The sequence below is a fragment of the Pseudomonas sp. ESBL9 genome (assembly GCF_036668715.1).
Lineage (GTDB): Bacteria > Pseudomonadota > Gammaproteobacteria > Pseudomonadales > Pseudomonadaceae > Aquipseudomonas > Aquipseudomonas lundensis.
This window is the reverse complement of sequence record NZ_JAZEVV010000002.1, coordinates 203,523-228,526: the sequence shown is the minus strand read 5'-3', so window position 1 is coordinate 228,526 and position 25,004 is coordinate 203,523. Positions and strand designations below refer to the sequence as shown.

At 57.4% G+C, this 25,004-nt stretch carries 26 protein-coding genes and 1 pseudogene; 9 read left to right on the top strand and 18 right to left on the bottom strand.

Annotated elements, in window-relative coordinates; translation table 11 throughout:
* Positions 1-29: 29 nt before the first annotated feature.
* The 4 genes from spoT to V6F78_RS07505 form a co-directional block, all read right to left on the bottom strand.
* Positions 30-2,135, bottom strand: a complete 2,106-nt coding sequence (gene spoT / locus V6F78_RS07520) for a bifunctional GTP diphosphokinase/guanosine-3',5'-bis pyrophosphate 3'-pyrophosphohydrolase (protein WP_047278746.1) — start codon at positions 2,133-2,135, stop codon at positions 30-32.
* A gap of 60 nt (positions 2,136-2,195) precedes the next feature.
* On the bottom strand, positions 2,196-2,459 hold the full coding sequence (rpoZ, locus tag V6F78_RS07515) for a DNA-directed RNA polymerase subunit omega (RefSeq protein ID WP_016782707.1): 264 nt from the start codon (positions 2,457-2,459) through the stop codon (positions 2,196-2,198).
* A gap of 168 nt (positions 2,460-2,627) precedes the next feature.
* Complete coding sequence (gene gmk / locus V6F78_RS07510) at positions 2,628-3,248, bottom strand: guanylate kinase (RefSeq protein ID WP_169838824.1); 621 nt, start codon at positions 3,246-3,248, stop codon at positions 2,628-2,630.
* A gap of 13 nt (positions 3,249-3,261) precedes the next feature.
* On the bottom strand, positions 3,262-4,125 hold the full coding sequence (locus V6F78_RS07505) for a YicC/YloC family endoribonuclease (protein WP_169838823.1): 864 nt from the start codon (positions 4,123-4,125) through the stop codon (positions 3,262-3,264).
* 284 nt (positions 4,126-4,409) lie between these two features.
* Between V6F78_RS07505 and rph the strand changes: the two genes are divergently transcribed.
* Together rph and V6F78_RS07495 are read left to right on the top strand one after the other, a co-directional pair.
* Positions 4,410-5,132: a ribonuclease PH gene (gene rph / locus V6F78_RS07500; protein ID WP_047278753.1), complete on the top strand. Its 723-nt coding sequence runs from the start codon at positions 4,410-4,412 to the stop codon at positions 5,130-5,132.
* 32 nt (positions 5,133-5,164) lie between these two features.
* Positions 5,165-5,539, top strand: a complete 375-nt coding sequence (locus V6F78_RS07495) for a DUF4870 domain-containing protein (protein ID WP_047296380.1) — start codon at positions 5,165-5,167, stop codon at positions 5,537-5,539.
* A gap of 99 nt (positions 5,540-5,638) precedes the next feature.
* Here V6F78_RS07495 and V6F78_RS07490 read toward each other — a convergent pair whose 3' ends face one another.
* Positions 5,639-5,842, bottom strand: a complete 204-nt coding sequence (locus V6F78_RS07490; RefSeq protein WP_047296383.1) for a hypothetical protein — start codon at positions 5,840-5,842, stop codon at positions 5,639-5,641.
* Between the two features lie 229 nt (positions 5,843-6,071).
* Entirely contained in the window at positions 6,072-6,851 is a 780-nt protein-coding gene (locus tag V6F78_RS07485; protein ID WP_047278759.1) for an exodeoxyribonuclease III, read from the bottom strand.
* Between the two features lie 83 nt (positions 6,852-6,934).
* Here V6F78_RS07485 and pyrE point away from each other — a divergent pair, with 83 nt between their 5' ends.
* Positions 6,935-7,576 (top strand): orotate phosphoribosyltransferase, encoded by a 642-nt coding sequence (gene pyrE / locus V6F78_RS07480; RefSeq protein ID WP_047278761.1) that lies wholly within the window; start codon positions 6,935-6,937, stop codon positions 7,574-7,576.
* Positions 7,577-7,640: 64 nt separating this feature from the next.
* Here pyrE and argB read toward each other — a convergent pair whose 3' ends face one another.
* The 4 genes and pseudogenes from argB to coaBC all read right to left on the bottom strand — a co-directional run bounded on the left by argB (position 7,641) and on the right by coaBC (position 11,943).
* Positions 7,641-8,546, bottom strand: coding sequence for an acetylglutamate kinase (gene argB / locus V6F78_RS07475; protein WP_047278764.1), 906 nt, complete (start codon positions 8,544-8,546; stop codon positions 7,641-7,643).
* Between the two features lie 25 nt (positions 8,547-8,571).
* Positions 8,572-9,957: pseudogene (locus V6F78_RS07470) on the bottom strand (phosphomannomutase/phosphoglucomutase); the annotation flags it as partial.
* 316 nt (positions 9,958-10,273) lie between these two features.
* Positions 10,274-10,729 (bottom strand): dUTP diphosphatase, encoded by a 456-nt coding sequence (gene dut, locus V6F78_RS07465; protein WP_047278770.1) that lies wholly within the window; start codon positions 10,727-10,729, stop codon positions 10,274-10,276.
* 5 nt (positions 10,730-10,734) lie between these two features.
* Positions 10,735-11,943, bottom strand: a complete 1,209-nt coding sequence (coaBC, locus tag V6F78_RS07460) for a bifunctional phosphopantothenoylcysteine decarboxylase/phosphopantothenate--cysteine ligase CoaBC (protein ID WP_047278771.1) — start codon at positions 11,941-11,943, stop codon at positions 10,735-10,737.
* 123 nt (positions 11,944-12,066) lie between these two features.
* Here coaBC and radC point away from each other — a divergent pair, with 123 nt between their 5' ends.
* The gene (radC, locus tag V6F78_RS07455) at positions 12,067-12,741 is read left to right on the top strand and encodes a RadC family protein (RefSeq protein ID WP_047279572.1); all 675 of its coding nucleotides are present in this window, start codon (positions 12,067-12,069) and stop codon (positions 12,739-12,741) included.
* A 3-nt stretch (positions 12,742-12,744) separates the two neighbouring features.
* Here the strand turns inward: radC and V6F78_RS07450 are convergent, their stop codons facing one another.
* Positions 12,745-14,331 carry an ABC transporter substrate-binding protein gene (locus V6F78_RS07450; protein WP_332726927.1) on the bottom strand — a complete coding sequence of 529 codons (1,587 nt, stop codon included), beginning with the start codon at positions 14,329-14,331 and terminating at the stop codon, positions 12,745-12,747.
* A 512-nt stretch (positions 14,332-14,843) separates the two neighbouring features.
* Between V6F78_RS07450 and rpmB the strand changes: the two genes are divergently transcribed.
* Both rpmB and rpmG read left to right on the top strand, forming a co-directional pair.
* A complete protein-coding gene (gene rpmB, locus V6F78_RS07445; RefSeq protein ID WP_019410280.1) occupies positions 14,844-15,077 on the top strand; it encodes a 50S ribosomal protein L28 in 234 nt (77 codons plus the stop codon).
* A gap of 11 nt (positions 15,078-15,088) precedes the next feature.
* The gene (gene rpmG / locus V6F78_RS07440) at positions 15,089-15,244 is read left to right on the top strand and encodes a 50S ribosomal protein L33 (protein WP_003437824.1); all 156 of its coding nucleotides are present in this window, start codon (positions 15,089-15,091) and stop codon (positions 15,242-15,244) included.
* Positions 15,245-15,367: 123 nt separating this feature from the next.
* Here rpmG and V6F78_RS07435 read toward each other — a convergent pair whose 3' ends face one another.
* The 4 genes from V6F78_RS07435 to V6F78_RS07420 form a co-directional block, all read right to left on the bottom strand.
* On the bottom strand, positions 15,368-15,979 hold the full coding sequence (locus V6F78_RS07435; protein WP_332726926.1) for a hypothetical protein: 612 nt from the start codon (positions 15,977-15,979) through the stop codon (positions 15,368-15,370).
* Between the two features lie 9 nt (positions 15,980-15,988).
* Positions 15,989-16,288, bottom strand: coding sequence for an I78 family peptidase inhibitor (locus V6F78_RS07430; protein ID WP_047296392.1), 300 nt, complete (start codon positions 16,286-16,288; stop codon positions 15,989-15,991).
* 62 nt (positions 16,289-16,350) lie between these two features.
* Positions 16,351-16,647 carry a hypothetical protein gene (locus V6F78_RS07425; RefSeq protein ID WP_332726925.1) on the bottom strand — a complete coding sequence of 99 codons (297 nt, stop codon included), beginning with the start codon at positions 16,645-16,647 and terminating at the stop codon, positions 16,351-16,353.
* Between the two features lie 216 nt (positions 16,648-16,863).
* Positions 16,864-17,226 carry a cupin domain-containing protein gene (locus V6F78_RS07420; protein WP_047278777.1) on the bottom strand — a complete coding sequence of 121 codons (363 nt, stop codon included), beginning with the start codon at positions 17,224-17,226 and terminating at the stop codon, positions 16,864-16,866.
* A 237-nt stretch (positions 17,227-17,463) separates the two neighbouring features.
* Here V6F78_RS07420 and V6F78_RS07415 point away from each other — a divergent pair, with 237 nt between their 5' ends.
* Together V6F78_RS07415 and V6F78_RS07410 are read left to right on the top strand one after the other, a co-directional pair.
* The gene (locus V6F78_RS07415; protein WP_047279577.1) at positions 17,464-18,957 is read left to right on the top strand and encodes an aldehyde dehydrogenase; all 1,494 of its coding nucleotides are present in this window, start codon (positions 17,464-17,466) and stop codon (positions 18,955-18,957) included.
* A gap of 145 nt (positions 18,958-19,102) precedes the next feature.
* The gene (locus V6F78_RS07410) at positions 19,103-20,248 is read left to right on the top strand and encodes an MFS transporter (RefSeq protein WP_047296506.1); all 1,146 of its coding nucleotides are present in this window, start codon (positions 19,103-19,105) and stop codon (positions 20,246-20,248) included.
* On the opposite strand, the gene V6F78_RS07405 is transcribed toward V6F78_RS07410, so the two are convergent.
* Positions 20,245-21,801 carry a phospholipase D family protein gene (locus V6F78_RS07405; RefSeq protein WP_332726924.1) on the bottom strand — a complete coding sequence of 519 codons (1,557 nt, stop codon included), beginning with the start codon at positions 21,799-21,801 and terminating at the stop codon, positions 20,245-20,247. The two genes, V6F78_RS07410 and V6F78_RS07405, sit on opposite strands and share 4 nt — an antisense overlap.
* 24 nt (positions 21,802-21,825) lie before the next feature.
* Positions 21,826-23,250 carry an aminotransferase-like domain-containing protein gene (locus V6F78_RS07400; protein ID WP_332726923.1) on the bottom strand — a complete coding sequence of 475 codons (1,425 nt, stop codon included), beginning with the start codon at positions 23,248-23,250 and terminating at the stop codon, positions 21,826-21,828.
* Positions 23,251-23,431: 181 nt separating this feature from the next.
* Here V6F78_RS07400 and V6F78_RS07395 point away from each other — a divergent pair, with 181 nt between their 5' ends.
* Complete coding sequence (locus V6F78_RS07395) at positions 23,432-23,665, top strand: DUF1127 domain-containing protein (RefSeq protein WP_047278787.1); 234 nt, start codon at positions 23,432-23,434, stop codon at positions 23,663-23,665.
* 9 nt (positions 23,666-23,674) lie between these two features.
* On the opposite strand, the gene V6F78_RS07390 is transcribed toward V6F78_RS07395, so the two are convergent.
* Positions 23,675-24,976 carry an NAD(P)/FAD-dependent oxidoreductase gene (locus tag V6F78_RS07390; protein ID WP_047296501.1) on the bottom strand — a complete coding sequence of 434 codons (1,302 nt, stop codon included), beginning with the start codon at positions 24,974-24,976 and terminating at the stop codon, positions 23,675-23,677.
* Between the last annotated feature and the right edge of the window lie 28 nt (positions 24,977-25,004).

Below are 25,004 nucleotides of genomic sequence, written 5' to 3'. Positions count from 1 at the left end.
ACTCCTTGTAATGGCCGCAGGTAGACGGCCTATGCACGCATCCGAGTGATGCGGATAACCCCGGTAAGGGCACGCAGTTTTTTGATCACGCGAGCCAGGTGCACGCGATCGTGCACGCTGACCACCAGTTGGACCACGCTGATTCGACCATCGCGTTCGTCCATGCTGATCTTTTCAATGTTGCCGTCGGCGGCGTTCACGCTACTGGCCAGCAGCGCGATCAAACCGCGCTGGTGCTCCAGCTCGACGCGCAATTCGACGTTGAATTCGCCCGTTACATCCTTGGCCCATGCCAACTGGATGCACTTCTCAGGGTTGTGGCGGATTTCGCTGATATTGCGGCAGTTGTCCAAGTGCACAACCATGCCTTTGCCCGCGGACAAATGACCCACGATCGGGTCGCCCGGAATAGGCGTACAGCACTTGGCGTAGCTGAGCACCAACCCCTCGGTGCCACGGATGGCCAGTGGCCCTTCCGGGCTTGGCAACTGCTCACCTTCGCCCATCAGGCGGCGGGCGACGACGTAAGCCATGCGATTGCCCAGACCGATGTCTTCGAGCAAGTCTTCGATCTGTTCCAGGCGATATTCGTTGAGCATCGCCTGCACACGCTCGGCCGGGATCTTGTCCAGCGAGCTGTTGAACCCGTTGAGCACCTTGTTGAGCAGCCGCTCGCCGAGGTTCACCGACTCGGAACGACGCTGCAACTTGAGGGCGTGACGGATGTGGGTGCGGGCTTTGCCTGTCACCACAAAATTAAGCCACGCCGGATTCGGGCGGGCGCCGGGGGCACTGACAATCTCGACCGTAGAGCCGCTTTGCAGCGGTTCGGACAGCGGCGCAAGACGACGGTTGATCCGACAGGCAATGCAACTGTTGCCCACGTCAGTGTGTACCGCATACGCAAAGTCGACCGCCGTGGAGCCTTTTGGCAGCTCCATGATCCGGCCTTTGGGGGTGAATACGTAAACCTCGTCCGGGAACAGGTCGATTTTCACGCTTTCAATGAATTCGAGGGAGTTGCCTGCGCGCTGTTGCATTTCAAGCACGCCTTTGACCCATTGCCGTGCGCGGGCATGGGTGCCGGTGTGTTGCTCGTCGCCACTGGATTTGTACAACCAGTGGGCGGCAATACCGTTGTTGGCCATTTCTTCCATTTCACGGGTACGGATCTGGATTTCGATCGGTACACCATGCATGCCGAACAGCGTGGTATGCAGCGACTGATAGCCGTTGGCTTTGGGAATGGCAATGTAATCTTTGAAGCGCCCCGGCAGCGGCTTGTACAAATTATGTACAGCGCCCAACACGCGATAACAGGTATCGACCTTATCAACGATGATGCGGAACGCGTAAACGTCCATGATCTCGTTGAACGCCCGACGCTTGCCGCGCATCTTCTTGTAGATGCCGTAGATGTGTTTCTGGCGACCACTGACTTCGCCCTGAATGCCGTCCACGGCCAGACAGTGGCTCAGCGACTCTTCGATCTTGTTGACGATTTCCTTGCGATTGCCCCGGGCACGCTTGACGGCCTGATAGATGCGCGCCGAACGCATCGGGTACATCGCCTTGAAGCCGAGGTCTTCGAATTCGATTCGAATGTTGTGCATGCCCAGCCGGTTGGCAATGGGTGCGTAGATTTCCAGGGTTTCCTTGGCAATCCGCCGGCGTTTCTCGCCGGACAACACTTCGAGGGTACGCATGTTGTGCAGACGGTCAGCCAGTTTGACCAGAATCACGCGAATGTCCCGCGCCATGGCCATGGCCATTTTCTGGAAGTTTTCGGCTTGGGCTTCAGCTTTGGTTTCGAAGTTCATCTGGGTCAGCTTGCTGACACCATCAACCAGTTCTGCCACGGTTTCGCCGAACTGCGCGACGAGCGCCTCTTTGGCAATACCGGTGTCTTCGATGACGTCATGCAGCATCGCCGCCATCAGGCTTTGATGATCCATGTGCATGTCGGCAAGGATATTCGCGACTGCCAGCGGATGCGTGACATAAGGTTCGCCGCTGCGGCGGCGTTGGCCGTCGTGGGCTTGTTCTGCGTAGTAGTACGCTCGGCGGACCAGATTGACCTGGTCCGGGCCGAGGTACGCCGACAAGCGATCGGCGAGGGCGTCTATGCTCGGCAAGAGTAAGCCTCCTGCCAAAACTGTGTACCCTTCGCCGTGCTACGTCGACCGGGCATAGGCTTAGTTCGCCTCGTTGGACTCGTCCTCGAACGCTGCAAACAGCGGTTCGTCTTCGACGATTTCAGCGTTGGCGATAAACTCGTAGCTCATCAGGCCTTCAGCGATTTCACGCAGGGCTACAACAGTAGGCTTGTCGTTTTCCCACTGAACCAGCGGCTCTTTACCACCGGTGGCCAGTTGGCGGGCACGCTTGGTAGACAGCATGACCAGCTCAAAGCGGTTATCCACGTGTTCTAGACAGTCTTCAACGGTTACGCGGGCCATGGTCTTCCTCGTAGCAAATGCAATATGCGCGCTGCCCGGATGGGCGAGCGGACTGAACAGTTTAAAAAATCACCAGCCATTAGGGAAGCGCTGATTTTTCGAGCGCTCTCCCAAAACCGTCTGTAAGCGCCAATGTAAAGGCCTTACAGGGGTTTTGGGAAGAGCCCTTTAGCCGAGCAGTTCGGCCAGTAATTTGCCATAACGCTGCTGCTGACGCTTCTGTTGGAGGCGATTGGCACGGAAAATAGCCTTCAAATCCTCCAGCGCCAGCGCAAAGTCATCATTGATGATGAGGTAGTCATAGTCGACGTAGTGACTCATTTCACTCACCGCTTCGCGCATGCGGCCGTCAATGATTTCATCGCTGTCCTGCCCGCGATTGTCCAGACGCTCACGCAATGCTTGCTGGCTGGGCGGCAGGATAAAGATCGAACGCGCCTGCGGCATCAACTTGCGCACTTGTTCGGCACCCTGCCAGTCGATTTCCAGAATCAGGTCGTGACCTTCATCCAGCGTCTGCTGCAAATAGCTTTGGGACGTGCCATAGAGGTTGCCGAACACTTCTGCGCGCTCAAGAAAGTCGCCGTGCTCGATCATTTTCACGAATTCTTCGCGCTCGACGAAGTGGTAGTTCACGCCGTCGACTTCACCCGGACGCATCGCCCGCGTGGTGTGCGAAACCGAGACGCGGATTTGCGGCTCAAGGTCGATCAACGCCTTCACCAAGCTGGTTTTTCCTGCGCCCGAAGGTGCAGAAACGATGTAAAGGGTGCCAGTACTGTGGGTCATGTCAGGGGAAGCCTTACTCAATATTCTGTACTTGTTCACGCATCTGCTCGATCAACACTTTGAGGTTGACCGCTGCTTGCGTGCTGCGGGGATCAAAAGCCTTGGAGCCCAGTGTATTGGCTTCACGATTAAGCTCTTGCATCAGAAAATCCAGGCGCCGGCCCGCGGCACCACCGGACTTGAGTACACGCCGCACCTCAAGGAGGTGGGTACTCAAACGGTCAAGTTCTTCGGCCACGTCACTTTTTTGCGCCAGCATGACCATTTCCTGCTCAAGGCGCTGGGGGTCCATCTCAGCCTTCATGTCAGCAAAACGGTCGAGTACTTTTTGACGCTGGGTTGCCAGCATCTGCGGCACGAGCTCACGCAGGGTTTCAACATCGCTTTCGATGGCGGCCAGACGATCACTGATCAGCCGTGCCAGCTCGGCGCCTTCGCGCTCACGACCCTGCTTGAGCTCTTGCAGACCTTGCTTGAACAAAGCCAGTGCCTGCGAATTCAGTGCTTGCGGATCAGTCGCATCGGCCACCAGGACGCCAGGCCAGGCCAGGACCTCCAAAGGGTTCAGCGCAGCGGGTTGTTTAATCAGGCTGGCGATAGTCTCTGCAGCCGCAACCAGTTGCGCGGCGCGCTCATGATCAACCTGCAACGGCTTGCCCGTGGTTTCCTCAGTGAAACGCAACGTGCATTCCAGTTTGCCCCGCGAAATGCCCTGACGCAGCGCTTCGCGCACCGCGCCTTCCAGATCCCGAAAAGACTCGGGCAGACGCAGATGCGGCTCCAGGTAGCGGCTGTTGACCGAACGCAGCTCCCAACTAAGGGTGCCTTGAGTGCCAGCGCTTTCGACGCGGGCAAAGGCGGTCATGCTATGCACCATGGAGGTACCTCGCGGTCTGATGAATTAAGCCAAGTGGCCATTAAGGCGGCGGATTGTAGCGCAGAGCGGGGGATGCCCCCAAATGACGTCTGTCGCAAAACTCACGTCGTCATCACCCGCCGGTCATTGAAACGCTGCACGTTGTGCTGATTCGTCTTCAATTGCTGTAACTGAAAGCCTAAACGGTTGCCTCCTACACACCGCAGGGAGGTTTTAGATGTGACCCTGCCGGTCTATGGCCTTTATAATGCTCGCCAGTTTTCCGTCCCGTACAGGTATCCCACATGAAACGTCCAAGTGGTCGCGTTGCCGATCAGCTCCGTCCGATCCGCATCACCCGCAACTACACCAAACACGCAGAGGGTTCTGTACTGGTCGAGTTCGGTGACACCAAAGTCATTTGCACCGTCAGCGTCGAGAACGGCGTTCCACGCTTTCTCAAAGGTCAGGGCCAGGGCTGGTTGACCGCAGAGTACGGCATGCTGCCACGCGCCACGGGCGACCGTAACCAGCGTGAAGCCAGCCGTGGCAAACAAGGTGGCCGCACCCTGGAAATCCAGCGCTTGATCGGTCGCTCCCTGCGCGCGGCACTGGACATGTCAAAACTGGGCGATATCACTCTTTATGTCGACTGCGATGTGATTCAGGCAGACGGCGGCACCCGTACCGCTTCGATTACTGGCGCCATGGTTGCCCTGGTCGACGCGCTGAAAGTAATCAAAAAACGTGGCGGCCTTAAGAGCGGCGACCCGATCAAACAAATGATCGCCGCGGTATCGGTTGGCATGTATCAGGGCGAGCCCGTGCTTGACCTCGACTACCCTGAAGACTCGGCAGCCGAAACCGACCTCAATGTGGTGATGACCAGCACCGGTGGCTTCATCGAAGTGCAGGGCACCGCCGAAGGTGCGCCGTTCCAGCCAGACGAGCTGAACGCCATGCTGGCACTGGCTCAAAAAGGCATGACTGACATTTTTGCACTGCAACACGCCGCACTGGCAGACTGACAACACCTTTCGTTAACCCTTCGGAGAACGCCATGAGTGAACTGGACCTGTCAAAAACCGAGCCGGGCCCGAGCCGCGAAGCTCGGCAGTGGGCCATGTTTTGTCACTTCTCGGCGTTCCTCGGAATGTGGTTTCCGTTTGGCAGCCTGATCGGCCCACTGATCCTGTGGCAGATGAAGCGCGAAAGCGATCCGTTCATCGACGATCAAGGCAAAGAGGCGCTGAATTTTCAGATCACGGTAGCGATTGCTTCGGCCATTTGTTACGTCCTGATGTTTATCCTGATCGGTTTCGCGTTGCTTGGACTGGTGTTGATTGGGGCGGTGGTGCTGGTGGTGATCGCCGGGGTCAAAGCCAATGATGGCGTGACTTACCGTTATCCATTCACGTGGCGGCCGATCAAGTAAATGTGCCAGCACATTCAGCAGAATTTACCTCGCTCCCATTAAAAAACCCGCACCGAAAGGTGCGGGTTTTTTAATGCTTGTTTGGCCGTGTATCAGCTATCAACCGAACTGAAAGGACACAATGCAATTGTTGTCGTCAGCTTTAATGTTGATTCGGTCAGCGTCGAACTCTTTGGTAGACACTTCGTTGACGCCGACGACACGGGTGCGGCCCGTCAGTTCGCTGATATAGGCTTTGACGCTAGGTACGTAACGGGTGCCAATCAAATGGCTGATGAGCTGGGAAACTTGTTCATTGTTCATTTTTTAATCCCTTAAATGTATGAAATGTCCTACTGGACCACGCCATTTTCTAGGGTTTGCCAGCTCACTCCGCGGTATATATTTATCGTTTTTTTCCGCAAGGCACCCTCAAAACGTATCTCCATGTAATCCCTGACAGGTCCGGCCATCAGTCGACCCGCTCTCGTATTTTTGACAAAAAAAACCCGTTTCTCTCGAAACGGGCATTCTTCTGACAGCGACCGAACACTTAGATAGTCAGCGTCCAGTCGTAGTCCACGATCAAGGGCGCGTGCTGCGAGAACCGTGGCTGACGCGGCATCCGAGCGCTACGGACAAAACGGCGCAGGCCGGGTGTCAGCAACTGATAGTCGAAACGCCAGCCGAGGTTAAGCATCTCGGCCTGTTCGTTATCCGGCCACCAGCTGTACTGATCGCCTTCACGGCTGACTTCACGCAGGGCATCGACATAGCCCATGTTGCCGACAATCTCGTCCATCCAGGCACGTTCGGGCGCCAGAAAGCCGGGAGACTGCTGGCTGTCACGCCAGTTTTTAATGTCAAGTTTCTGCTGCGCCACATACAGCGAGCCGCAGTAGATGTACTCGCGACGCTTGCGACGCTGTTTATCCAGATAGCGTGCGAAATCGTCCATTAGCTTGAATTTTTGATTCAAGTCTTCATCGCCGTTCTGCCCCGAAGGAAGCAGCAAGGTCGCGATGCTGACCTTGTCGAAATCGGCTTGCAGGTAGCGCCCGTAGCGATCGGCGGTTTCGAAGCCGAGCCCAGTAATGACCGCTTTCGGCTGCAACCGCGAGTACAACGCCACGCCACCTTGGGCAGGGACTTCAGCTTCGCAGGCATAAAGAAAGTAGCCATCCAGCTGGTAGGCCGGATCGTCCAATTCAAAGGCGGAGGCGCGGGTGTCCTGCAGGCAAATAACGTCGGCATTCTGAGCTTGCAGCCAACTGAGCAAACCGCGCTCGACTGCCGTCTGAATACCATTAACGTTCACACTGATGATCCGCATAAATGGCCCCAAAAATCACGTGCGTGTATGATACACGCCGTCTTACTATTTAGCTAAATCCGCGGTATTCAGGGGCTTTTTTCATGCAAGCGTATCAGCGCGATTTCATCCGTTTTGCCATCGATCGCGGCGTTTTGCGCTTCGGCGAGTTCACCCTGAAGTCCGGGCGCACCAGCCCATACTTCTTCAATGCCGGCCTGTTCAATACGGGCTCTGCGCTGGCACAGCTGGGACGCTTCTATGCCGCCGCCATCGTAGACAGCGGCATCCCTTTCGACGTGCTGTTTGGCCCGGCCTACAAGGGTATTCCTTTGGCAGCGACCACTGCCGTGGCGCTGGCCGAGCATCATGACCGTGATGTGCCATGGTGCTTCAACCGCAAAGAAGCCAAGGCCCATGGCGAAGGCGGCAGTCTGGTCGGCTCCCCACTGGAAGGCAATGTACTGATCATCGACGACGTGATCACCGCTGGCACTGCCATCCGTGAAGTGATGCAAATCATTGGTGCTCAAGACGCCCGGGCTGCCGGTGTATTGATCGCGCTTAACCGGCAGGAACGCGGCAACGGCGAGTTATCAGCCATTCAAGAGGTCGAGCGCGACTTCGGCATTCCTGTCGTCAGCATTGTTTCTCTCACCCAGGTTTTGCAGTTCCTGGCGGATGATGAAGCGCTCAAACAGCATTTACCGGCCGTTGAAGCCTATCGGGCGCAGTACGGGATCTAACCCGCCGCCCATAAAAAAGGCCTCGCCCGAGATCGTCGGGCGAGGCCTTTTTATGTGGCGCGGCTTACACAGTTTTGCTGTTGGTAATCAGCGTGCCGACACCCGTGTCGGTGAAGATTTCCAGCAAGACCGCATTCGGCACACGACCATCCACGATGTGCGCCGTGGTCACCCCGCCTTGCACCGCTTCCAGTGCGCAGCGAATCTTCGGCAGCATGCCGCCGTAGATCGTACCGTCAGCGATCAGGTCATCCACCTGAGAGGTGGTCAACCCGGTCAGGACGTTGCCCTGCTTGTCCATCAACCCCGCGATATTGGTCAGCAACATCAGCTTTTCAGCCTTCAACGCTTCGGCCACTTTGCCGGCAACCAAATCCGCATTGATGTTGTAAGACTCGCCATTGGCACCCACGCCAATCGGCGCGATCACCGGGATGAAATCACCATTGGTCAGCATGTGCAGCAAGTCGGTATTGATCCCGACCACCTCACCCACGTGGCCAATGTCGATGATTTCCGGCGACGTCATTTCCGGCGTCTGACGGGTAACTGTCAGCTTTTTCGCGCGAATCAGCTCCGCGTCCTTACCGGTCAAACCAATGGCGCTGCCGCCGTGGCGGTTGATCAGGTTCACGATGTCCTTGTTGACCTGCCCACCCAGCACCATTTCAACCACATCCATGGTTTGCGCATCGGTGACACGCATGCCATCGATGAAGTGGCTCTCGATGGACAGCCGCTTGAGCAGATCCCCGATTTGCGGGCCGCCACCGTGAACGACGACCGGGTTGATCCCGACCGCCTTCATCAACACGATGTCACGGGCGAAACCGGTTTTCAGGTCATCGTTCTCCATTGCGTTGCCGCCGTATTTGATCACCAGCGTCTTGCCGACATAGCGGCGAATGTAGGGCAGCGCTTCGGACAAAACCTTGGCGACGTTGGAGGCGGCATCACGTTCGAGGGTCATTCAGGGCTCCGGTAGGACAAGTCGATCAAAACGGTAGTTGGAGATCAGGTGCCACACGCTTGAGTTGGGCGTGGAAAACATCCTTGATACGTTGCAGTTCGGCCTCGGTATCCGCCTCAAATCGCAGCACCAGCACCGGCGTGGTGTTGGATGCGCGAACCAGGCCCCAGCCATGCGGGTAATCGACCCGCACACCATCAATGGTGGTCAGCTCGGCGGCCTCACCCCATTGGGCATCGTGCAGGGCGCTAATGATGCTGAATTTGCTCTCATCCGTCACATCGATATTGATCTCAGGCGTAGAAATATCGTTCGGGAATGCCGCAAATACCTCTTCAGCGCTTTCTTGGCGGTGACTGAGGATTTCCAGCAGGCGCGCAGCACTGTAAATGCCGTCATCAAAACCGTACCAGCGCTCTTTGAAAAAGATGTGGCCGCTCATTTCGCCCGCGAGCAATGCACCCGTCTCTTTCATTTTCTTTTTGATCAACGAATGACCGGTCTTCCACATCAAGGGGCGACCGCCATATTCCTTGATCAGAGGAATCAGGCGGCGCGTACATTTGACGTCAAAAATGATCTCTGCGGCCGGGTTACGTACCAGCACATCCTGGGCAAACAGCATCAACAGGCGATCTGGAAAGACCATGGTTCCGGTATTGGTTACGACGCCGACACGGTCGCCATCACCATCAAAGGCCAGGCCCAGATCAGCGCCGACTTCCTTGACCTTCGCGATCAAATCCACAAGGTTTTCCGGCTTGCCCGGGTCCGGGTGATGGTTCGGGAAATGCCCGTCCACCTCGCAGAACAACGGGATGACTTCGCAATTGAGGGCCTCGATCAATTGGGGGGCAATCACGCCTGCCGCGCCGTTACCGCAATCAACGACCACTTTCAGACGCTTTTGAAGCTTGATGTCACGGGTAATTTGCGTCGCGTACTGCTCCAGAATCTCGACTTTCGCGATGCTGCCTTCGCCCCACGTCAGATCGTTGGTCTTGAGGCGCGTATGCAATGCCTGGATTTGCTCATTGGCCAACGTATCGCCCGCAATCACGATTTTGAACCCGTTGTAGTTCGAAGGGTTATGGCTACCCGTGAGCATCACACCGGACTTGCCAGCCAACACGTTGGCGGCGTAATACAACGCGGGTGTCGGCACCAGCCCCACATCGCTGACATGACAGCCACTGTCAGCCACACCTTGAATCAAACGCTCGACCAACTCTGGGCCAGAAAGACGGCCATCACGACCGACCGACACATTGGGCTCATCTTTGGCCAGGCTTTCAGCGCCAATTGCGCGACCTATCCAGTAGGCCGTTTCAGCGGTCAACGTCTCCGGAACTACGCCACGTATGTCGTAAGCACGAAAAATGCTGTCAGGGAATGCAGGGGCGACCGAAGTTGGGCTGCTCATTACAAGGTGTACTCCACTTTCAGGGAATTTGGGGCATGCGCTGAAATTCTCAGGCACACAAATGCCGACCCGGTGGCCGGACGTTTCGACGTCAGCGCACCGTCAGCGATCGAACGCAAACTGCAGGGTTGGACGGCGTTTTTACGGGAGAGTTCGTGAGGCCAATTGGCATCATTGCCCTTGTGGCAAAGGGCCGCCATCCGCTCAGGTAATGAATACGGGAACACTACGGGCGCGAACTTCATCCTGAATTACCACACGATCAATTAAGGCCGGGCAGGGCGCCCGGCCCGATGCAGCATAGTCAGAGGCTGCCGGAATGGCCAAAACCGCCTGCGCCACGCTGACTTTCGTCAAAGGTCTCAACCAGCTCGAAATGCGCTTGCACCACAGGCACCAGCACCAGTTGAGCGATGCGCTCACCGACCGCGATGTTGAACGCGGTTTGACCACGGTTCCAGCACGACACCATCAACTCACCCTGATAGTCCGAGTCGATCAACCCCACCAGGTTGCCCAGCACAATACCGTGCTTATGGCCCAGGCCCGAACGCGGCAAAATCAGCGCGGCCAAGCCCGGATCGCCAATGTACACGGACAGACCGGTCGGGATCAGCAGGGTCTGCCCCGGCTCCAGCACGGTGTCTTCTTTGAGCATGGCGCGCAGGTCGAGACCGGCGGAGCCTGGAGTGGCGTACTGCGGCAACGGGAATTCGTTGCCAATGCGTGGATCGAGAATTTTGGCTTGTAAAGCGTGCATACGAGTTAAACCTGGTTCAGACGTTCGGCGATAAATGTGACCAGCTGACGGGCGATCTTGCCCTTGCTGGTCTGAGCAAACACGGTGGCATGCAGTTGGCGATCAATCACGCTGCACGCATTTTCCTCGCTGTTGAAGCCAATGCTGGGGTTAGCCACATCATTGGCCACAATCAGGTCGAGGTTTTTGTCTTTGAGCTTGCGCGCGGCGTAGTCAAGCAAGTGCTCGGTTTCGGCAGCAAAACCGACACTGAACGGACGATCCGGGCGCGAGGCGATGGTGGCGAGAATGTCCGGGTTACGGACCATTTGCAGCAAGAGACCGTCACCACTTGTAGGGTCTTTCTTGAGTTTTTGCGGCGCGATCACCTCCGGCCGGTAATCCGCAACCGCAGCCGAGGCAATAAAGATGTCGCAAGGCATCGCGGCCTCGCAGGCTGCCAGCATGTCTCGCGCACTGACCACATCGATTCGGTTGACCCGATCAGGCGTCGGCAAATGCACCGGGCCGGTAATCAAGGTCACACGGGCACCGGCCTCCACAGCCGCTTCGGCCAGAGCAAAGCCCATTTTCCCGGAGCTGTGGTTCGTGATGTAACGCACAGGGTCGATGTTTTCCTGGGTCGGGCCGGCCGTAATCAACACGTGCTTGCCTGTCAGCACCTGACGCTGGAAGCATTCGGCGGCGCAGCTCACCAAATCATCAGCCTCAAGCATGCGACCAAAACCCACGTCTCCACAGGCCTGACTGCCGGAAGCCGGCCCAAACACTTTTACCCCACGGGTTTGCAACAGTTGAGTGTTGGCCTGGGTCGCCGGGTCACGCCACATGGCCTGGTTCATCGCGGGCGCAATGGCAACCGTAGCGTCAGTCGCGAGCACAAGGGTGGTCAGCAAGTCGTTGGCGATGCCTTGCGCCAGACGGGCAATCAGGTCAGCCGTCGCAGGCGCGATCAGCACCAGATCGGCCCATTTGGCCAGCTCGATGTGACCCATGGCAGCCTCGGCGGCCGGATCGAGCAGATCGAGATGAACCGGGTGGCCGGACAAGGCTTGCATGGTCAGCGGCGTGATGAACTCACTGCCACCACGGGTCATCACTACCCGCACTTCAGCGCCTTGATCCAGCAGACGGCGAACCAGCTCTGCACTTTTGTAAGCAGCAATGCCGCCGCCGACGCCCAAAACAATGCGTTTTCGATACAGCCGCTGCATAGGCCTGCCTTTTTAGTTCGATAATGACTGCGCGGAAAATGGCCAAATGCCACGCAAAAATGATGGGCTAAGATAACACAGCGCCTGCTATGGAACAGCGGCGCCCACTGACATGGAGGTGTTATGAGCATTAGGGATTGGCCCGCAGCCGAGCGTCCGCGGGAGAAACTTTTAGAGCAAGGATCAGCCAGCCTTTCAGACGCCGAGTTACTCGCTATCTTCCTGCGCACGGGAGTCACCGGCAAAAGCGCAGTGGATCTGGCACGTCACTTATTGGCTGAATTCGGCAGCTTGCGAGCATTGCTGGAAGCCGACTTGGGCTCGTTCAGCCGACAACTTGGGCTAGGCCCTGCCAAGTTCAGCCAGTTGCAGGCGGTGCTGGAGATGGGACGTCGTCACTTGGCCGAACGCTTGCGTCGCGACTCCGCGCTGGAGAGCCCGCAAGCGGTGCGCGATTACCTGAAATCGTTGCTGCGTCATGAGCACCACGAGGTGTTCGGCTGCCTGTTTATGGATTCCAAACATCGCATGCTGGCGTTTGAAGTATTGTTCAGAGGCTCGATCGACAGCGCCAGCGTGTACCCGCGCCAAGTCGTAAAGCGCGCACTGGCGCATAACGCGGCCGCGGTGATTTTTTGTCACAACCACCCTTCCGGTGTTCCGGAACCCAGCGAAGCCGACAGAACGCTAACCCAGCGCCTGACAGAGGCGCTGGACCTGATCGAAGTGAGGGTGCTCGACCATTTCATTGTCGGCGACGGTGAGCCGCTGTCCATGGTCGAGCATGGGTGGATGTGAAGGTTAAGGCTTGAGGCTGACCGAGGAAAAATCCTGACGGCCAAATGGACTCACCTGATAACCCTGTACGTCTTTATGCGTCAGCGCGTAAGCCGTTGGGTGTGCCAGTGGCAGCCACAACGCTTGCTGTTGAATCTGTGCCTGAGCCTTCTGATACAGCGCACTGCGCTTGTCCTGATCGCTCAGGTGTTTGCCTTCACTGATCAAGCTGTCCAGCGTCTTGTCGCAATAACGCGCAAAGTTGGTCCCCGACTGCACGGCCGCACAGGAAAACTGCGGCGTCAGGAAGTTATCCGGATCGCCGTTGTCCCCCGCCCAGCCCATAAACAGCAAATCGTGCTCACCCGCCTTGGCGCGGCGTATCAACTCGCCCCATTCGATCACCCGAATATCGGCCTTGATCCCGACCTTCGCCAAATCCGCTTGCAACAGTTGCGCCCCCAGGCTCGGATTGGGGTTCAACACGCTGCCTGTCGGACGCGTCCAGATCGTTGTACTGAAGCCGTCCTTGAGCCCGGCCTTGGCCAATAATGCCTTGGCTTTTTGCGGGTCATGGGGATACTCCGGCAAATCCTTGGCGTAGCTCCAGGTGGTTGCGGGATAAACACCCTTGGCCGCTTGACCGCTGTTTTCAAACACCGCTTTCAAGTAGGAGTTTCTGTCAAAAGCCAGATTGATCGCCTGCCGCACTTCGGGTTTATCCAGCGGTGGATGCTGAGTGTTGATCGCCACGAAAGCCGTCATGAATGCAGGCGTTTGCGCCACCTTCAACGTGGCCTCTTTGGCTGCGGCTTCAACATCCAGCGGTTTGGGCGAGAGCGCAATCTGACATTCGTTGCGTCGCAGCTTTTGCAGCCTGACGTTGGCATCCGGAGTAATGGCGAAGATCAGCCCGTCAACCTTGGGCTTGCCGGCGAAATAGTCAGGATTGGCCTTGTAGCGCACCACGGCATCCTTCTGAAAGCGCGAAAACACGAACGGCCCGGTGCCGATCGGCTGGCTGTTCATTTTTTCAGGCGTGCCCGCCTTCAGCAATTTGTCGGCGTATTCGGCCGAATAGATGGAAGCAAAGCCCATGCTCAACGCTGGCAGGAAGGTTGAGTCCGGATGGGTGAGGGTGAAGCGGACAGTCTGAGGGTCCGGGGTCTCGATGCTTTTAATCAGTGCAGGCAGTTGCAAAGACTGCGCGTGAGGAAAACCGCTTTGCGCCACTTTGTGCCAAGGGTTTGCAGGATCAAGCATGCGCTCAAAACTGAAGCGCACATCGTCGGCATTCAGCGCGCGCGTGGGGGTGAAGTAGGGCGTGGTGTGAAACTTGACGTCCGGGCGCAATTTAAAGTCGTACACGAGGCCGTCAGCGGACACTGACCAGCTTTGCGCAAGGCTTGGCACTAACTTCCCGGCCTGTGCATCAAAATCCACCAGACGGTTCATCAGCACGTCAGCAGACGCATTGGTGGTGCTGAGCGAGTTGTATTGCACGACATCGAACCCTTCAGGGCTGGCTTCAGTGCAGACGCTCAATGTGGCGGCGTGCGCCAACGGTGCCAAACAAAAAGAGAACAATAAAGGGGCGGCAGCGAGGCGCATGGTTGGTTTCCTTGACAAGTCGTTGGCCCATCTGCAGGCGCAGTCTGGAAAAGGCCTACCCTAGTGATCTATAGCGCAAATGACTACTTTTAAGCGCAACTCGTTCCCTAGTGAAGCTTCAGGAGGCCAAGGAAATTGACCGGACACCGTTTTTTTGTTTTCGTCATCGCGGTCGCGTCGCGGCTCAACGTGCGCCTTGAACGTAAACACGCCCCCTGTTGCACCTGAAACCTTTAACCCAGCGACGAGCGGTAAGGGCCCATAGGGCATAGGCTTTAGCGCGGATTGTCGCTAGAATGCCGCCTTTATCCATCAATGCAAATCACACTGCATGTTGTTGCTCAATAGTCTTTCTGGTATAAAGCAGCGCTCTTTTCTAGGGGCCCGGTTCCTTCGTTTGTAGGCGTAACCGGTAAGACCCTTAAAGAAACGCGGCGCCTAGCGCCAAATGACTGAGAGATTAAGCGGCCAACCCATGCCGGGTTGGGCATGTGGTTTTAGAGGGCTGAGGCATGTCGAGAGTCTGTCAAGTTACCGGTAAGGGTCCGGTGACTGGGAATAACATTTCCCACGCAAATAACAAAACCCGTCGTCGTTTCCTGCCGAACCTGCAGCATCACCGCTTCTGGGTTGAAGAAGAGAAACGTTTCGTGCGTCTGCGCGTATCCGCCAAGGGCATGCGTATCATCGACAAGCGTGGCATTACTGTCGTGCTGGCCGAAATCCGCCGCGCTGGCAAGATCTAAGGGAGCTAATCATGCGTGAATTGATCCGTTTGGTGTCGAGCGCTGGTACAGGCCATTTCTACACCACTGATAAGAACAAGCGCACCACTCCGGACAAAATCGAAATCAAAAAATTCGATCCGCGGGTTCGCAAGCACGTGATCTACAAAGAAGCCAAAATCAAGTAATTGATTTTTCTTCTTAACAAAGAAGGCCCGTATCTCACGATGCGGGCCTTTTTTGTGGCTCATGCCAAAGGGAACCTCAGCATGAGTGGTAGCAGGTAGCGTCAGCCCTTGAGGTTGAACACCTCATCCTGAAAACGGTAACCCCTGTCCCACCTCAAGCACTTTGAGGGTGAACGAACCCTCTTCTCCCGCCCCGCTTTCGTTCAGCAAAGGGTAACCCTCATCGTCCACTACTTTAACCTGACGTCCGTAAGGGCTGGTCAACTGCACACGTTCAACAACTTGCCCCATGCTTAAAGCCTCAGTTCCGAGGTTATCAAGCTGGAACAACAACTTGTTTAAATAATCGCCACCGTTAATATAGTCGGGGTGAACGTCGTACACACCTAAAAAGCCGTTTTTACTAATATCAACATGATGCCCATTAAACCGATGGTTTCGGTCATCCGACTGTTCAAGATGGCGTGTAAAGGCGGCGATACGATACAAGTGCCGACCATCCTCAAATACATAACAACCAAACCAAAAACTTAACTGCACCAAGTAACGATCCCAGACCATTCCATTACTTAAGCGCTTTGTATAGTTATCTTTTCCCGCAAACAACCAACCGTCGTTATTTTTAAATACGGTCTGATTATTCATGGTGGCAGCAACTTTATGCAGTACCTGGTCTTTACCCTTCCAGTAAACATCTGCACAAAAGCAATTTTGTGCCTTCAGTGTGCTTTTCATACGCCACCCTTAACCGCACATATAACCTTGAATAATATTGTTTTTATTGACGATGACGCGCAATCGATCTGCGTTGTATTCCATCGTGTAGACCTGACCGGGCCTTTCGACCCGAACCACCGTCGCGCCGGAGCGCTGGCGTATGCTTTCTACAAATTCAGGGGTTGCCGCATGCAGGATCTTGGTCAGGGCGAAGTCCAAGCTGCATGTTCCTGGTTCCTGTTCTGAAGCCGATGCCTGAACGCTTCCTGCACACAAAACGACCAGGCACGCAATGGCTGCTTTTTTCATATTGAATAACGTGCTCATTTCACTTCCTTGTCAAATTCAACAAAAACGTTTAACCCTGTTAAACGTTGACTCTCACCCCGTTACCCGCAGCGGTAGTAGCTCACTTTATTATCCGTACCCACGCCGATTCTCAGACGGTTCTCATTGAACTCAGTGGTATAGGCGACGCCCTTGCGCTCGACGCGAATATCTTTCGCTTCATAGACCTTACGCAATATTTCGAAGTTTTCAGGCGTGGCATCAAGGGGCACAACGGAATTGTAGGCAATATCAGTCCTGCACTTTCCACCTTCCGAAGCCATGGTCGGTGCAGACATAAATACCGCAGTAATAATAGCCGCTAAAGCCGTGTTTTTCGTTACCGTTAACGCGCTCATGTTAGTTCCTTATTGAGATAAGTGTTGGGGCGAATTCAGCCCACGTGCCGGTTTATATAATCAACCGCTGCACACTTAAAAGTCTGGATGTATTTTCCAACAGGGCGGGCGTCGAGCTGTAACTGAATTCGTCCTGTCTCCCCATTCAACCGGACACAAAAAAGCCCTGCCATTATCTAATGGCAGGGCTTTGGGCAACGCTCTAACTCGTCACTCTCAGCGTTTTTGCTCAAACACGACGTAAATTTTCCGACACGCCTCAAGCACTTCCCACGTGCCCTCAAACCCCGCCGGTATGACAAACCGGTCGCCTGCTCTCAGGGTTTTGGCATTACCTTCCCCGTCACGTAAAACTGAAACGCCCTGCAAGATTTCACAGTATTCGTGTTCGGTGTATTTAACCGTCCACTGACCCACCGCCCCTTCCCACACACCCGCGTTCATTTGCCCGCAGGGGCTGTCGTAATGGTTGTGGATAACTTGCTCGGGATCACCTTTGAGCACCTTCTCCGGTGCCGGGCGAAAGCGTTCAGCCTCGGTATTGGCGGTGTTGAAATCGACGATCGTTTCGATGCTCATGGTGCTTGTCCCCCCGAAATTGCGGTGTGTGTGGCCAGAAAGGCCAAAGTCTATGTTTATTAAAACGAACAAGCCACGCCGTTTACGACACGCGTGTCAAATATATTGAAAGTCTCACAGCCACTGGTTTAGGGTGGCGCATGTCTTGTGCCGATCACATGAGTGGATTGGACAGCATTCCTGAGGTGCCGCGTGAAAACCGTGGTGCATGTATATCAATAAGAGGAGGACACTCGAATGACCACCCTGACGCGTGCTGATTGGGAACAACGGGCCCAACAGCTGAAAATCGAAGGTCGCGCCTACATCAACGGTGAATACACCGCTGCGGTCTCCAATGAAACGTTCGAGTGTCTCAGCCCGGTCGATGGCCGTTTGCTGGGCAAGGTTGCCAGCTGCGATGCCGCAGATGCACAACGCGCCGTTGAAAACGCGCGCAAAACCTTCGACTCGGGCGTGTGGTCACGCATGGCACCGGCCAAGCGCAAAGCCACCATGATCCGTTTCGCGGGCCTGCTCAAGCAAAACGCTGAAGAACTGGCCCTGCTTGAAACCCTCGATATGGGCAAGCCGATCAGTGACTCCTTGGGCATCGACGTCCCCGGCGCCGCTAACGCGCTGAGCTGGAGCGGCGAAGCCATCGACAAGATTTACGACGAAGTGGCCGCGACTCCGCACAATCAACTGGGCCTGGTGACACGCGAACCGGTCGGTGTGGTGGCCGCCATCGTACCGTGGAACTTCCCCCTGATGATGGCCTGCTGGAAGCTCGGCCCTGCGTTGTCCACTGGTAACTCCGTCATCCTGAAGCCGTCCGAAAAATCGCCACTGACAGCCATCCGCATCGCCGCACTGGCCGTCGAAGCGGGAATTCCGGCAGGCGTGTTCAACGTTTTGCCGGGTTACGGCCACACCGTCGGCAAGGCACTGGCGTTGCACATGGACGTCGACACCCTGGTGTTTACGGGCTCCACCAAAATCGCCAAGCAACTGATGGTGTATGCCGGCGAATCCAACATGAAGCGTGTCTGGCTCGAAGCGGGCGGTAAAAGCCCGAACATCGTGTTTGCCGACGCACCTGACCTGCAAGCGGCCGCCGAATCGGCTGCCAGCGCCATTGCCTTCAACCAGGGCGAAGTCTGCACGGCAGGCTCGCGCCTGTTGGTCGAGCGCTCGATCAAAGACACATTCCTGCCGCTGGTGATCGAAGCCCTCAAAGGCTGGAAGCCGGGCAACCCGCTGGACCCGGCCACCACCGTCGGCGCACTGGTTGATACACAGCAAATGAACACCGTGCTGTCGTACATCAAATCGGGCCATACCGAAGGCGCCAAACTGGTTGCCGGGGGTAACCAGATCCTGCAAGAGACCGGCGGGACCTACGTCGAGCCGACCATCTTCGACGGTGTCAGCAACGCGATGAAAATCGCCCAGGAAGAAATCTTCGGCCCGGTGCTGTCGGTTATTACCTTCGACACAGCGCAAGAGGCGGTGCAGATCGCCAACGACACGCCTTACGGTCTGGCAGCAGCGGTGTGGACCGCCGATATTTCCAAGGCTCACCTGACCGCCAAGGCACTGCGCGCCGGCAGCGTCTGGGTTAACCAATACGATGGCGGCGACATGACCGCACCGTTTGGGGGGTTCAAACAGTCGGGCAACGGTCGTGATAAATCGCTGCACGCGTTCGACAAATACACCGAACTGAAATCCACCTGGATCAAGCTGTAACGCACCCGACCTTACCGTCGCACCACCCCTGTGGGAGCGAGCGAGTCTCGCGATGACCCTGCCCAACGGCAGACCCATCGCAGACCTGCCCGCTCCCACAGTTGCTTGAACACACAGAAACCACGTGATCCACAGGAGCACCCCCATGCGTTGGGCGACTTATTTTGCGGTGCTGGCTTCGGTCCTGAGCGTCGGGCTCGCGCTCGGCGTCAGCATGCCGCTGGTGTCGCTGCGCCTCGAAAGCTGGGGCTACGGCGGATTTGCCATCGGTGTGATGGCAGCCATGCCCGCCATTGGGGTACTGGTCGGCGCCAGCATTGCCAGCAAGCTCGCGGCACGCTTCGGCACGCCAGGGTTGATGCGTTTGTGCCTGTGGTGCGGCGCGCTGTCCATCGGGTTGTTGGCCTTGTTGCCCAGTTATCCCGTATGGCTGGTGTTGAGGCTGTTGATCGGGGTGGTGCTCACCGTGATCTTTATCCTCGGCGAGAGCTGGATCAACCAGTTGGTGACCGAGCAATGGCGAGGCCGCCTCGTGGCCTTGTACGGCTGCGCGTATGCCTTGAGCCAACTGTCCGGGCCTTTGCTTCTGGGGGTGGTGGGGTCTGAAAACGATTACGGCTTCTGGATCGGCGTCGCGTTGCTGACACTCTCGCCGTTGCTGCTGATGGGCCGCGATGGCGCCCCCGTGACGCAATCCTGCAGCGTGACCTTCAGCGATCTACTCGGTTTTTGTCGCGGTTTGCCGGCCATCGCGTGGGCTGTCGCGCTGTTTGCAGCCTTTGAGGCGATGATTCTGACGCTGTTGCCGGTGTACTGCCTGCGCCAAGGCTTCACCACCGACATCGCGCTGGCGATGGTCAGTACCGTGGTGGTCGGAGATGCCTTGCTGCAACTGCCCATTGGTGCGCTGGCCGACAAACTGTCGCGCCGCTCCTTGTTCACGGCATGCGCCGCCGCGCTGATGCTGTCCAGCCTCGCCGTGCCGCTCCTGATCGATACGCTGTTGATCTGGCCGGTGTGGGTGATGTTCGGTGCCAGTGCCGGGGGGTTGTTCACGTTGTCGCTGATCCTGATCGGCGAGCGTTACCGCGACGATGCGCTGGTGCGCGCCAATGCCCACGTGGCCCAGCTGTGGGGCATCGGCTGCCTGATCGGCCCGCTGGCGGCAGGGGCGGGCAGCCAATGGGTCAGTGGCCATGCGCTGCCTTTGTTCATGGCAGCCGGGGCGTTCGGGCTGGTGATTCTGGTGTTGCGTCAGGGCGCGTTTGGCGCCGAACAGTCGGCCGCCTAGAGCATCTTTTCCAGACCGAAACGCTTGCTGAACCAGGCATTGAACTGGCGCCACCCATTGCCCGGCTCACGCTTCAGGGTGTGCAATTGCCCGTTGTCTTCGGTCTGCCAGACGATGTTTCCGTCCTCCAGCACCGGCTGATAACTCAAGGCGGGCGACATCCCCTGCAACGCCAGCTTACGGGCCTGTGCCGCCAATTCAGGGCTGTCGACCAACACACCCACTTCGGTATTCCACAGCCCGGAACGGGGGTCGAAGTTGAATGAGCCAATAAAGGATTTTTGCTGATCGAAAATCATCGCCTTGCTGTGCAGGCTCGAATCGGAACTCAGGCTGGTCTTGAACAGATGCGGGCCGCTGCCGCCTGTACTGCCCGGCTGGCGACGCAACTCGTACAGTTTGACCCCATGCTCCAGCAGCGCTTTGCGATACGGCGCATAGCCGCCATGCACCGCGGGGACGTCAGTGGCTTCCAGCGAGTTGGTCAATAAACGTACATCGACCCCGGCGTCGGAGCGGCCGGTCAGGTAAACCAGGCCGGTTTCTCCCGGCACAAAATAGGCCGAGATCAGGATCAGTTCCTGATTTACGCCCGCCAGATCCGGCGCCAATTGCGTCGTCAACAATAAGTGCGGATCGGGCTCATCTTTGGCCAGCACTTTGCTCGGCGCATCCCACAAGGCCTGGTTCCAGGCCCAGATCAGCTCTTTGCGCCAGACCGCCAGTTGTGGCTTGGTTTCATACGACGCCAACTGCTCATAAAGCGCCGGGTTGCGCCGTTGCGCCTGGCTGAGTGACGCCTCCAGCTCTTTTCGGGCCTTGGACAGCTCGCGCCGGGACAGGCGCGACGAGACAAAATCCCCGATGGGCTGGCTTAACGCGCTGTTCCAGTACTGGTCAAAACTGTGCCCGAGCTGTTCAGCGACCGGCCCGACGCTCAACAAATCAATGTCGGTGAAGTTCAGGTCGGGCTGGGCGTCGAAGTACTCATCGCCCAGATTGCGCCCGCCCACAATGGCCACGCTGTTATCGGCCAACCACAGCTTGTTGTGCATGCGCCGATGCTGACGCGACAGGTTGAACAGCCGCCCCATGGCTCGCGTCACACCGGTGCTGCGCCCAAGCTGCAAGGGGTTGAACAGCCGGATTTGCACATTGGGGTGCGCCGCGAGCGTCGCCAGCAGTTCGTCGAGCCCGTCGCTGGCCGTGTCATCTAGCAGAATCCGCACCCGCACGCCGCGATCGGCCGCCTTCAACAACTCATCGACCAGCATCCGCGTACTCAAACCGTCATGCACGATGTAGTACTGCAAGTCGAGGCTGGTGTGCGCGTTGCGAATCAACTCGGCCCGCGCGCGAAAGGCTTCGCCACTGTTGGGAAGCAGGCGAAACCCCGAACGCCCCTGATAGGGCGCTACCTGTTGCTCAATGGAACGCCCGAAGGAGGATTTCGCCGCCGGGATGGCCTGACTCGGCCCGCGGGGCACGTCCAACGTGGCGCAGCCTCCCAGCAAGACGCTCAGCAAAACTGCGCACAGTGATTTCAACGGCAAGACCTCAATCCAATCATCGCAAGGTTAAAAGGGGTTTTCTGACAACAACTGGCTGACTGCCATGCCGACCTTGCGTACAGCGTCTTCGATCTGGGACGTAGGCTTGGCTGCGTAATTCATTCGTAAACAGTTCCGGTACTTGCCCGAAGCCGAAAAGATGCTGCCCACCGCGATCTGAACGCCTTGCTCCAACAACACGCGATTAAGCCGCAAGGTGTCGAATGCCTCTGGCAGTTCGAGCCACAACATAAAGCTGCCTTGCGGCCGACTGGCACGAGTGCCCGGCGGAAAATAACGGCTCACCCAATCCAGCATCAGGTCGCGATTACGCTGGTATTGCGCGCGCATCTTGCGTAAATGTGGCTCGAAATGTCCATTTTTCAAGAAATCGGCAATCGCCAGTTGCGGCTGCGGCGCAGTGGACCCGGTGCTGATGTATTTCATGTGCAGCACCCGCTCCAGATAGCGGCCGGGCGCGACCCAACCAATGCGCAAGCCCGGTGCCAACGTTTTTGAAAAAGAGCTGCAAAGCAGGACGCGTCCTTCGTCATCGAAGGATTTAATCGTGCGCGGGCGAGGGTAGGTGTAGGCCAGTTCGCCGTAAACATCGTCCTCAATGATCGCCACATCGAAGCGCTGTGCCAATGCCACCAAAGCCCGCTTGCGGGGCTCGGGCATGATGTACCCCAAGGGGTTATTGCAACTGGGCGTGACTTGAATGGCCTTGATGGGCCACTGTTCCAGCGCCAGCTCAAGCGCCTCCAGGCTGATACCGGTCAACGGGTCGGTGGGGATCTCCAGCGCTTTCATGCCCAACCCCTTGAGGGTCTGCATGGCGCCATGAAAGCTCGGCGAATCCACGGCCACGATATCCCCCGGCTCGCACACCGCGCGAATACTGCACGACAGCGCCTCGTGACAGCCCGTGGTGATCACCAGTTCGTCAGGCCCTAACTGGCAGCCAGAGTCGAGCAGCAAACGCGCCAATTGCTCACGCAAGCTCAGCACGCCATACACCGTGTCGTAATACAGGCCGGGCAAGTCCTGATGGCGACTCAGTTGCGCCAGGCTACGCAGCAACGGCTTGATGGTCGGCGTGGTGACGTCAGGCATGCCGCGGCCCAACTGAATCACGTCCTTGCGCGGCACCGAGCGGACCAGCTCCAGGACTTGCTCCCACTGGGAAATTTCCACCGGCCTTTGGGCTGGCTTGCCCATCCCCGGCAACGCAGGCAGCTCACGCTCCATCGGCACGAAATACCCGGATTTGGGCCGCGGCGAGGCCAGTCCGTTGTCTTCCAGCAACCTGTATGCCTGCTGCACGGTACTCAAGCTGACCCCATGCTCGGCGCTCAGTGCGCGCACTGACGGCAGGCGGTCGCCCGGTCGATAAAAGCCCTGCTCGATCCGCGTACCGATCAGGTCAGCGAGGTTGACGTAAAGGGTCATGACAGCACTCCCGGCAAGGGTTCGAACGTTAAAAACCAGTACAGATGCTGCCCATTTAAGAAATTCAGCGGCACAAAGCCGCATCTGTATGCACGCAAAAACAGTTCGGTGAATCTGTCATGGTTTCGCGATCAGGGCCATCCTTTTGACTCGTAGCCACCGAGGCAAAAGGAACCTGAAGATGAATGGTTTGAGCGATGTACGTCTGACACTGCACGGCCCGCAACTGCTAGAGGAGCGGGAGGTTTATCAACGGCCCAGCTCCCCTGCCGGTCTCAGTCGCTGGGGCCTGTTCTGGCACCGCTCACGCACCCGTCGCGTATTGCTGTCGATGGACGATCAGCAATTGCGCGACATAGGGCTGAGCCGCACCATGGCGCAACACGAAGGTTGCAAGCCGTTCTGGCGCTCGTAACGCCGGGGCTTAACGCAGCTCTTTGAGACGGTGCCACAACATCCCGAGTGCGAGCAGTGGAGAACGCAAGTATTTGCCACCCGGGAAGGTAATGTGCGGCACCTTGGCGAACAGGTCGAAGCCATCGCTGTGTTGTCCGCTGATGGCTTCGGCCAGCAGCTTGCCCGCCAAATGCGTGGCGTTCACGCCATGCCCGGAATACGCCTGAGCAAAGTACACGTTCGGCTGATCTGGCAAGCGGCCGATCTGCGGCAAACGGTTCGCGCCAATCCCAATCATGCCGCCCCACTGGTAATCGATGCGGACGTCTTTCAGATGCGGGAACACCTCCAGCATCTTCGGGCGCATGTAGGCCGCGATGTCCTGTGGGTCGCGTCCTGAATAGTGGCAGGCACCGCCGAACAGCAGGCGTCGGTCGGCGGACAGACGGTAGTAGTCCAGGGCCACGCGCTGATCGCAGACCGCCATGTTCTGCGGCAACAACGCGTGGGCCTGCGCTTCGCTCAGCGGCTCGGTGGCAATGATGTAACTGCCTGCGGGCAGCACCTTGCCGCTCAATTGCGGGTTGAGGTCTTTCAGGTAAGCGTTGCAGCCCAACACCAGGCTCTTGGCACGCACGGTCCCCCGGGCTGTGTGGACCCGCACTTCGGGGCCGTAATCAATGCGCGTCACCGCTGAATGCTCAAACAGCTGTACACCTAATTGCACGGCGGCGGCCGCTTCACCCAAAGCCAGATTGAGCGGGTGCAGGTGGCCAGACCCCATGTCAATCAACCCGCCCACATAACGGTCAGACCCGACCACGCTGCGCACTTCATGGGCTTGCAGCAGACGGGTTTCATGGCGATAACCCAGCGCGCGCAACGCTTCAGCCTCTTCGGCAAAACCTTCAAGGTCGCGCGGCTTATTGGCGAGGTCGCAGTACCCCCAGGTCAGGTCGCAAGCGATATTGAACCGCTCCACGCGCTGGCGAACGATTTCCACCGCCTCAAGCCCCATCAGCTTCATCTGGCGCACGCCGTCTTTGCCGATGATGCCTTCAAACTGCTCAAGGCTATGGCCTACGCCGCGGATCAGCTGCCCGCCGTTGCGACCACTGGCGCCCCAGCCGATCTTGTGTGCTTCGAGCACGATCACGCTCATGCCGCGCTCGGCCAGCTCCAGCGCCGTGTTCAGCCCCGAAAAGCCCCCGCCCACCACGCACACATCCGCCACATACTCACCTTGCAGCACCGGATGGTCGGGCTGCGGCAAGCTGCTGGCGGCGTAATAAGAAGCGGTGTGCTGGCTGCGCTGAACAGGGGCGTTCATGTGCGGGATCCTGATTATTTGTGTTTGG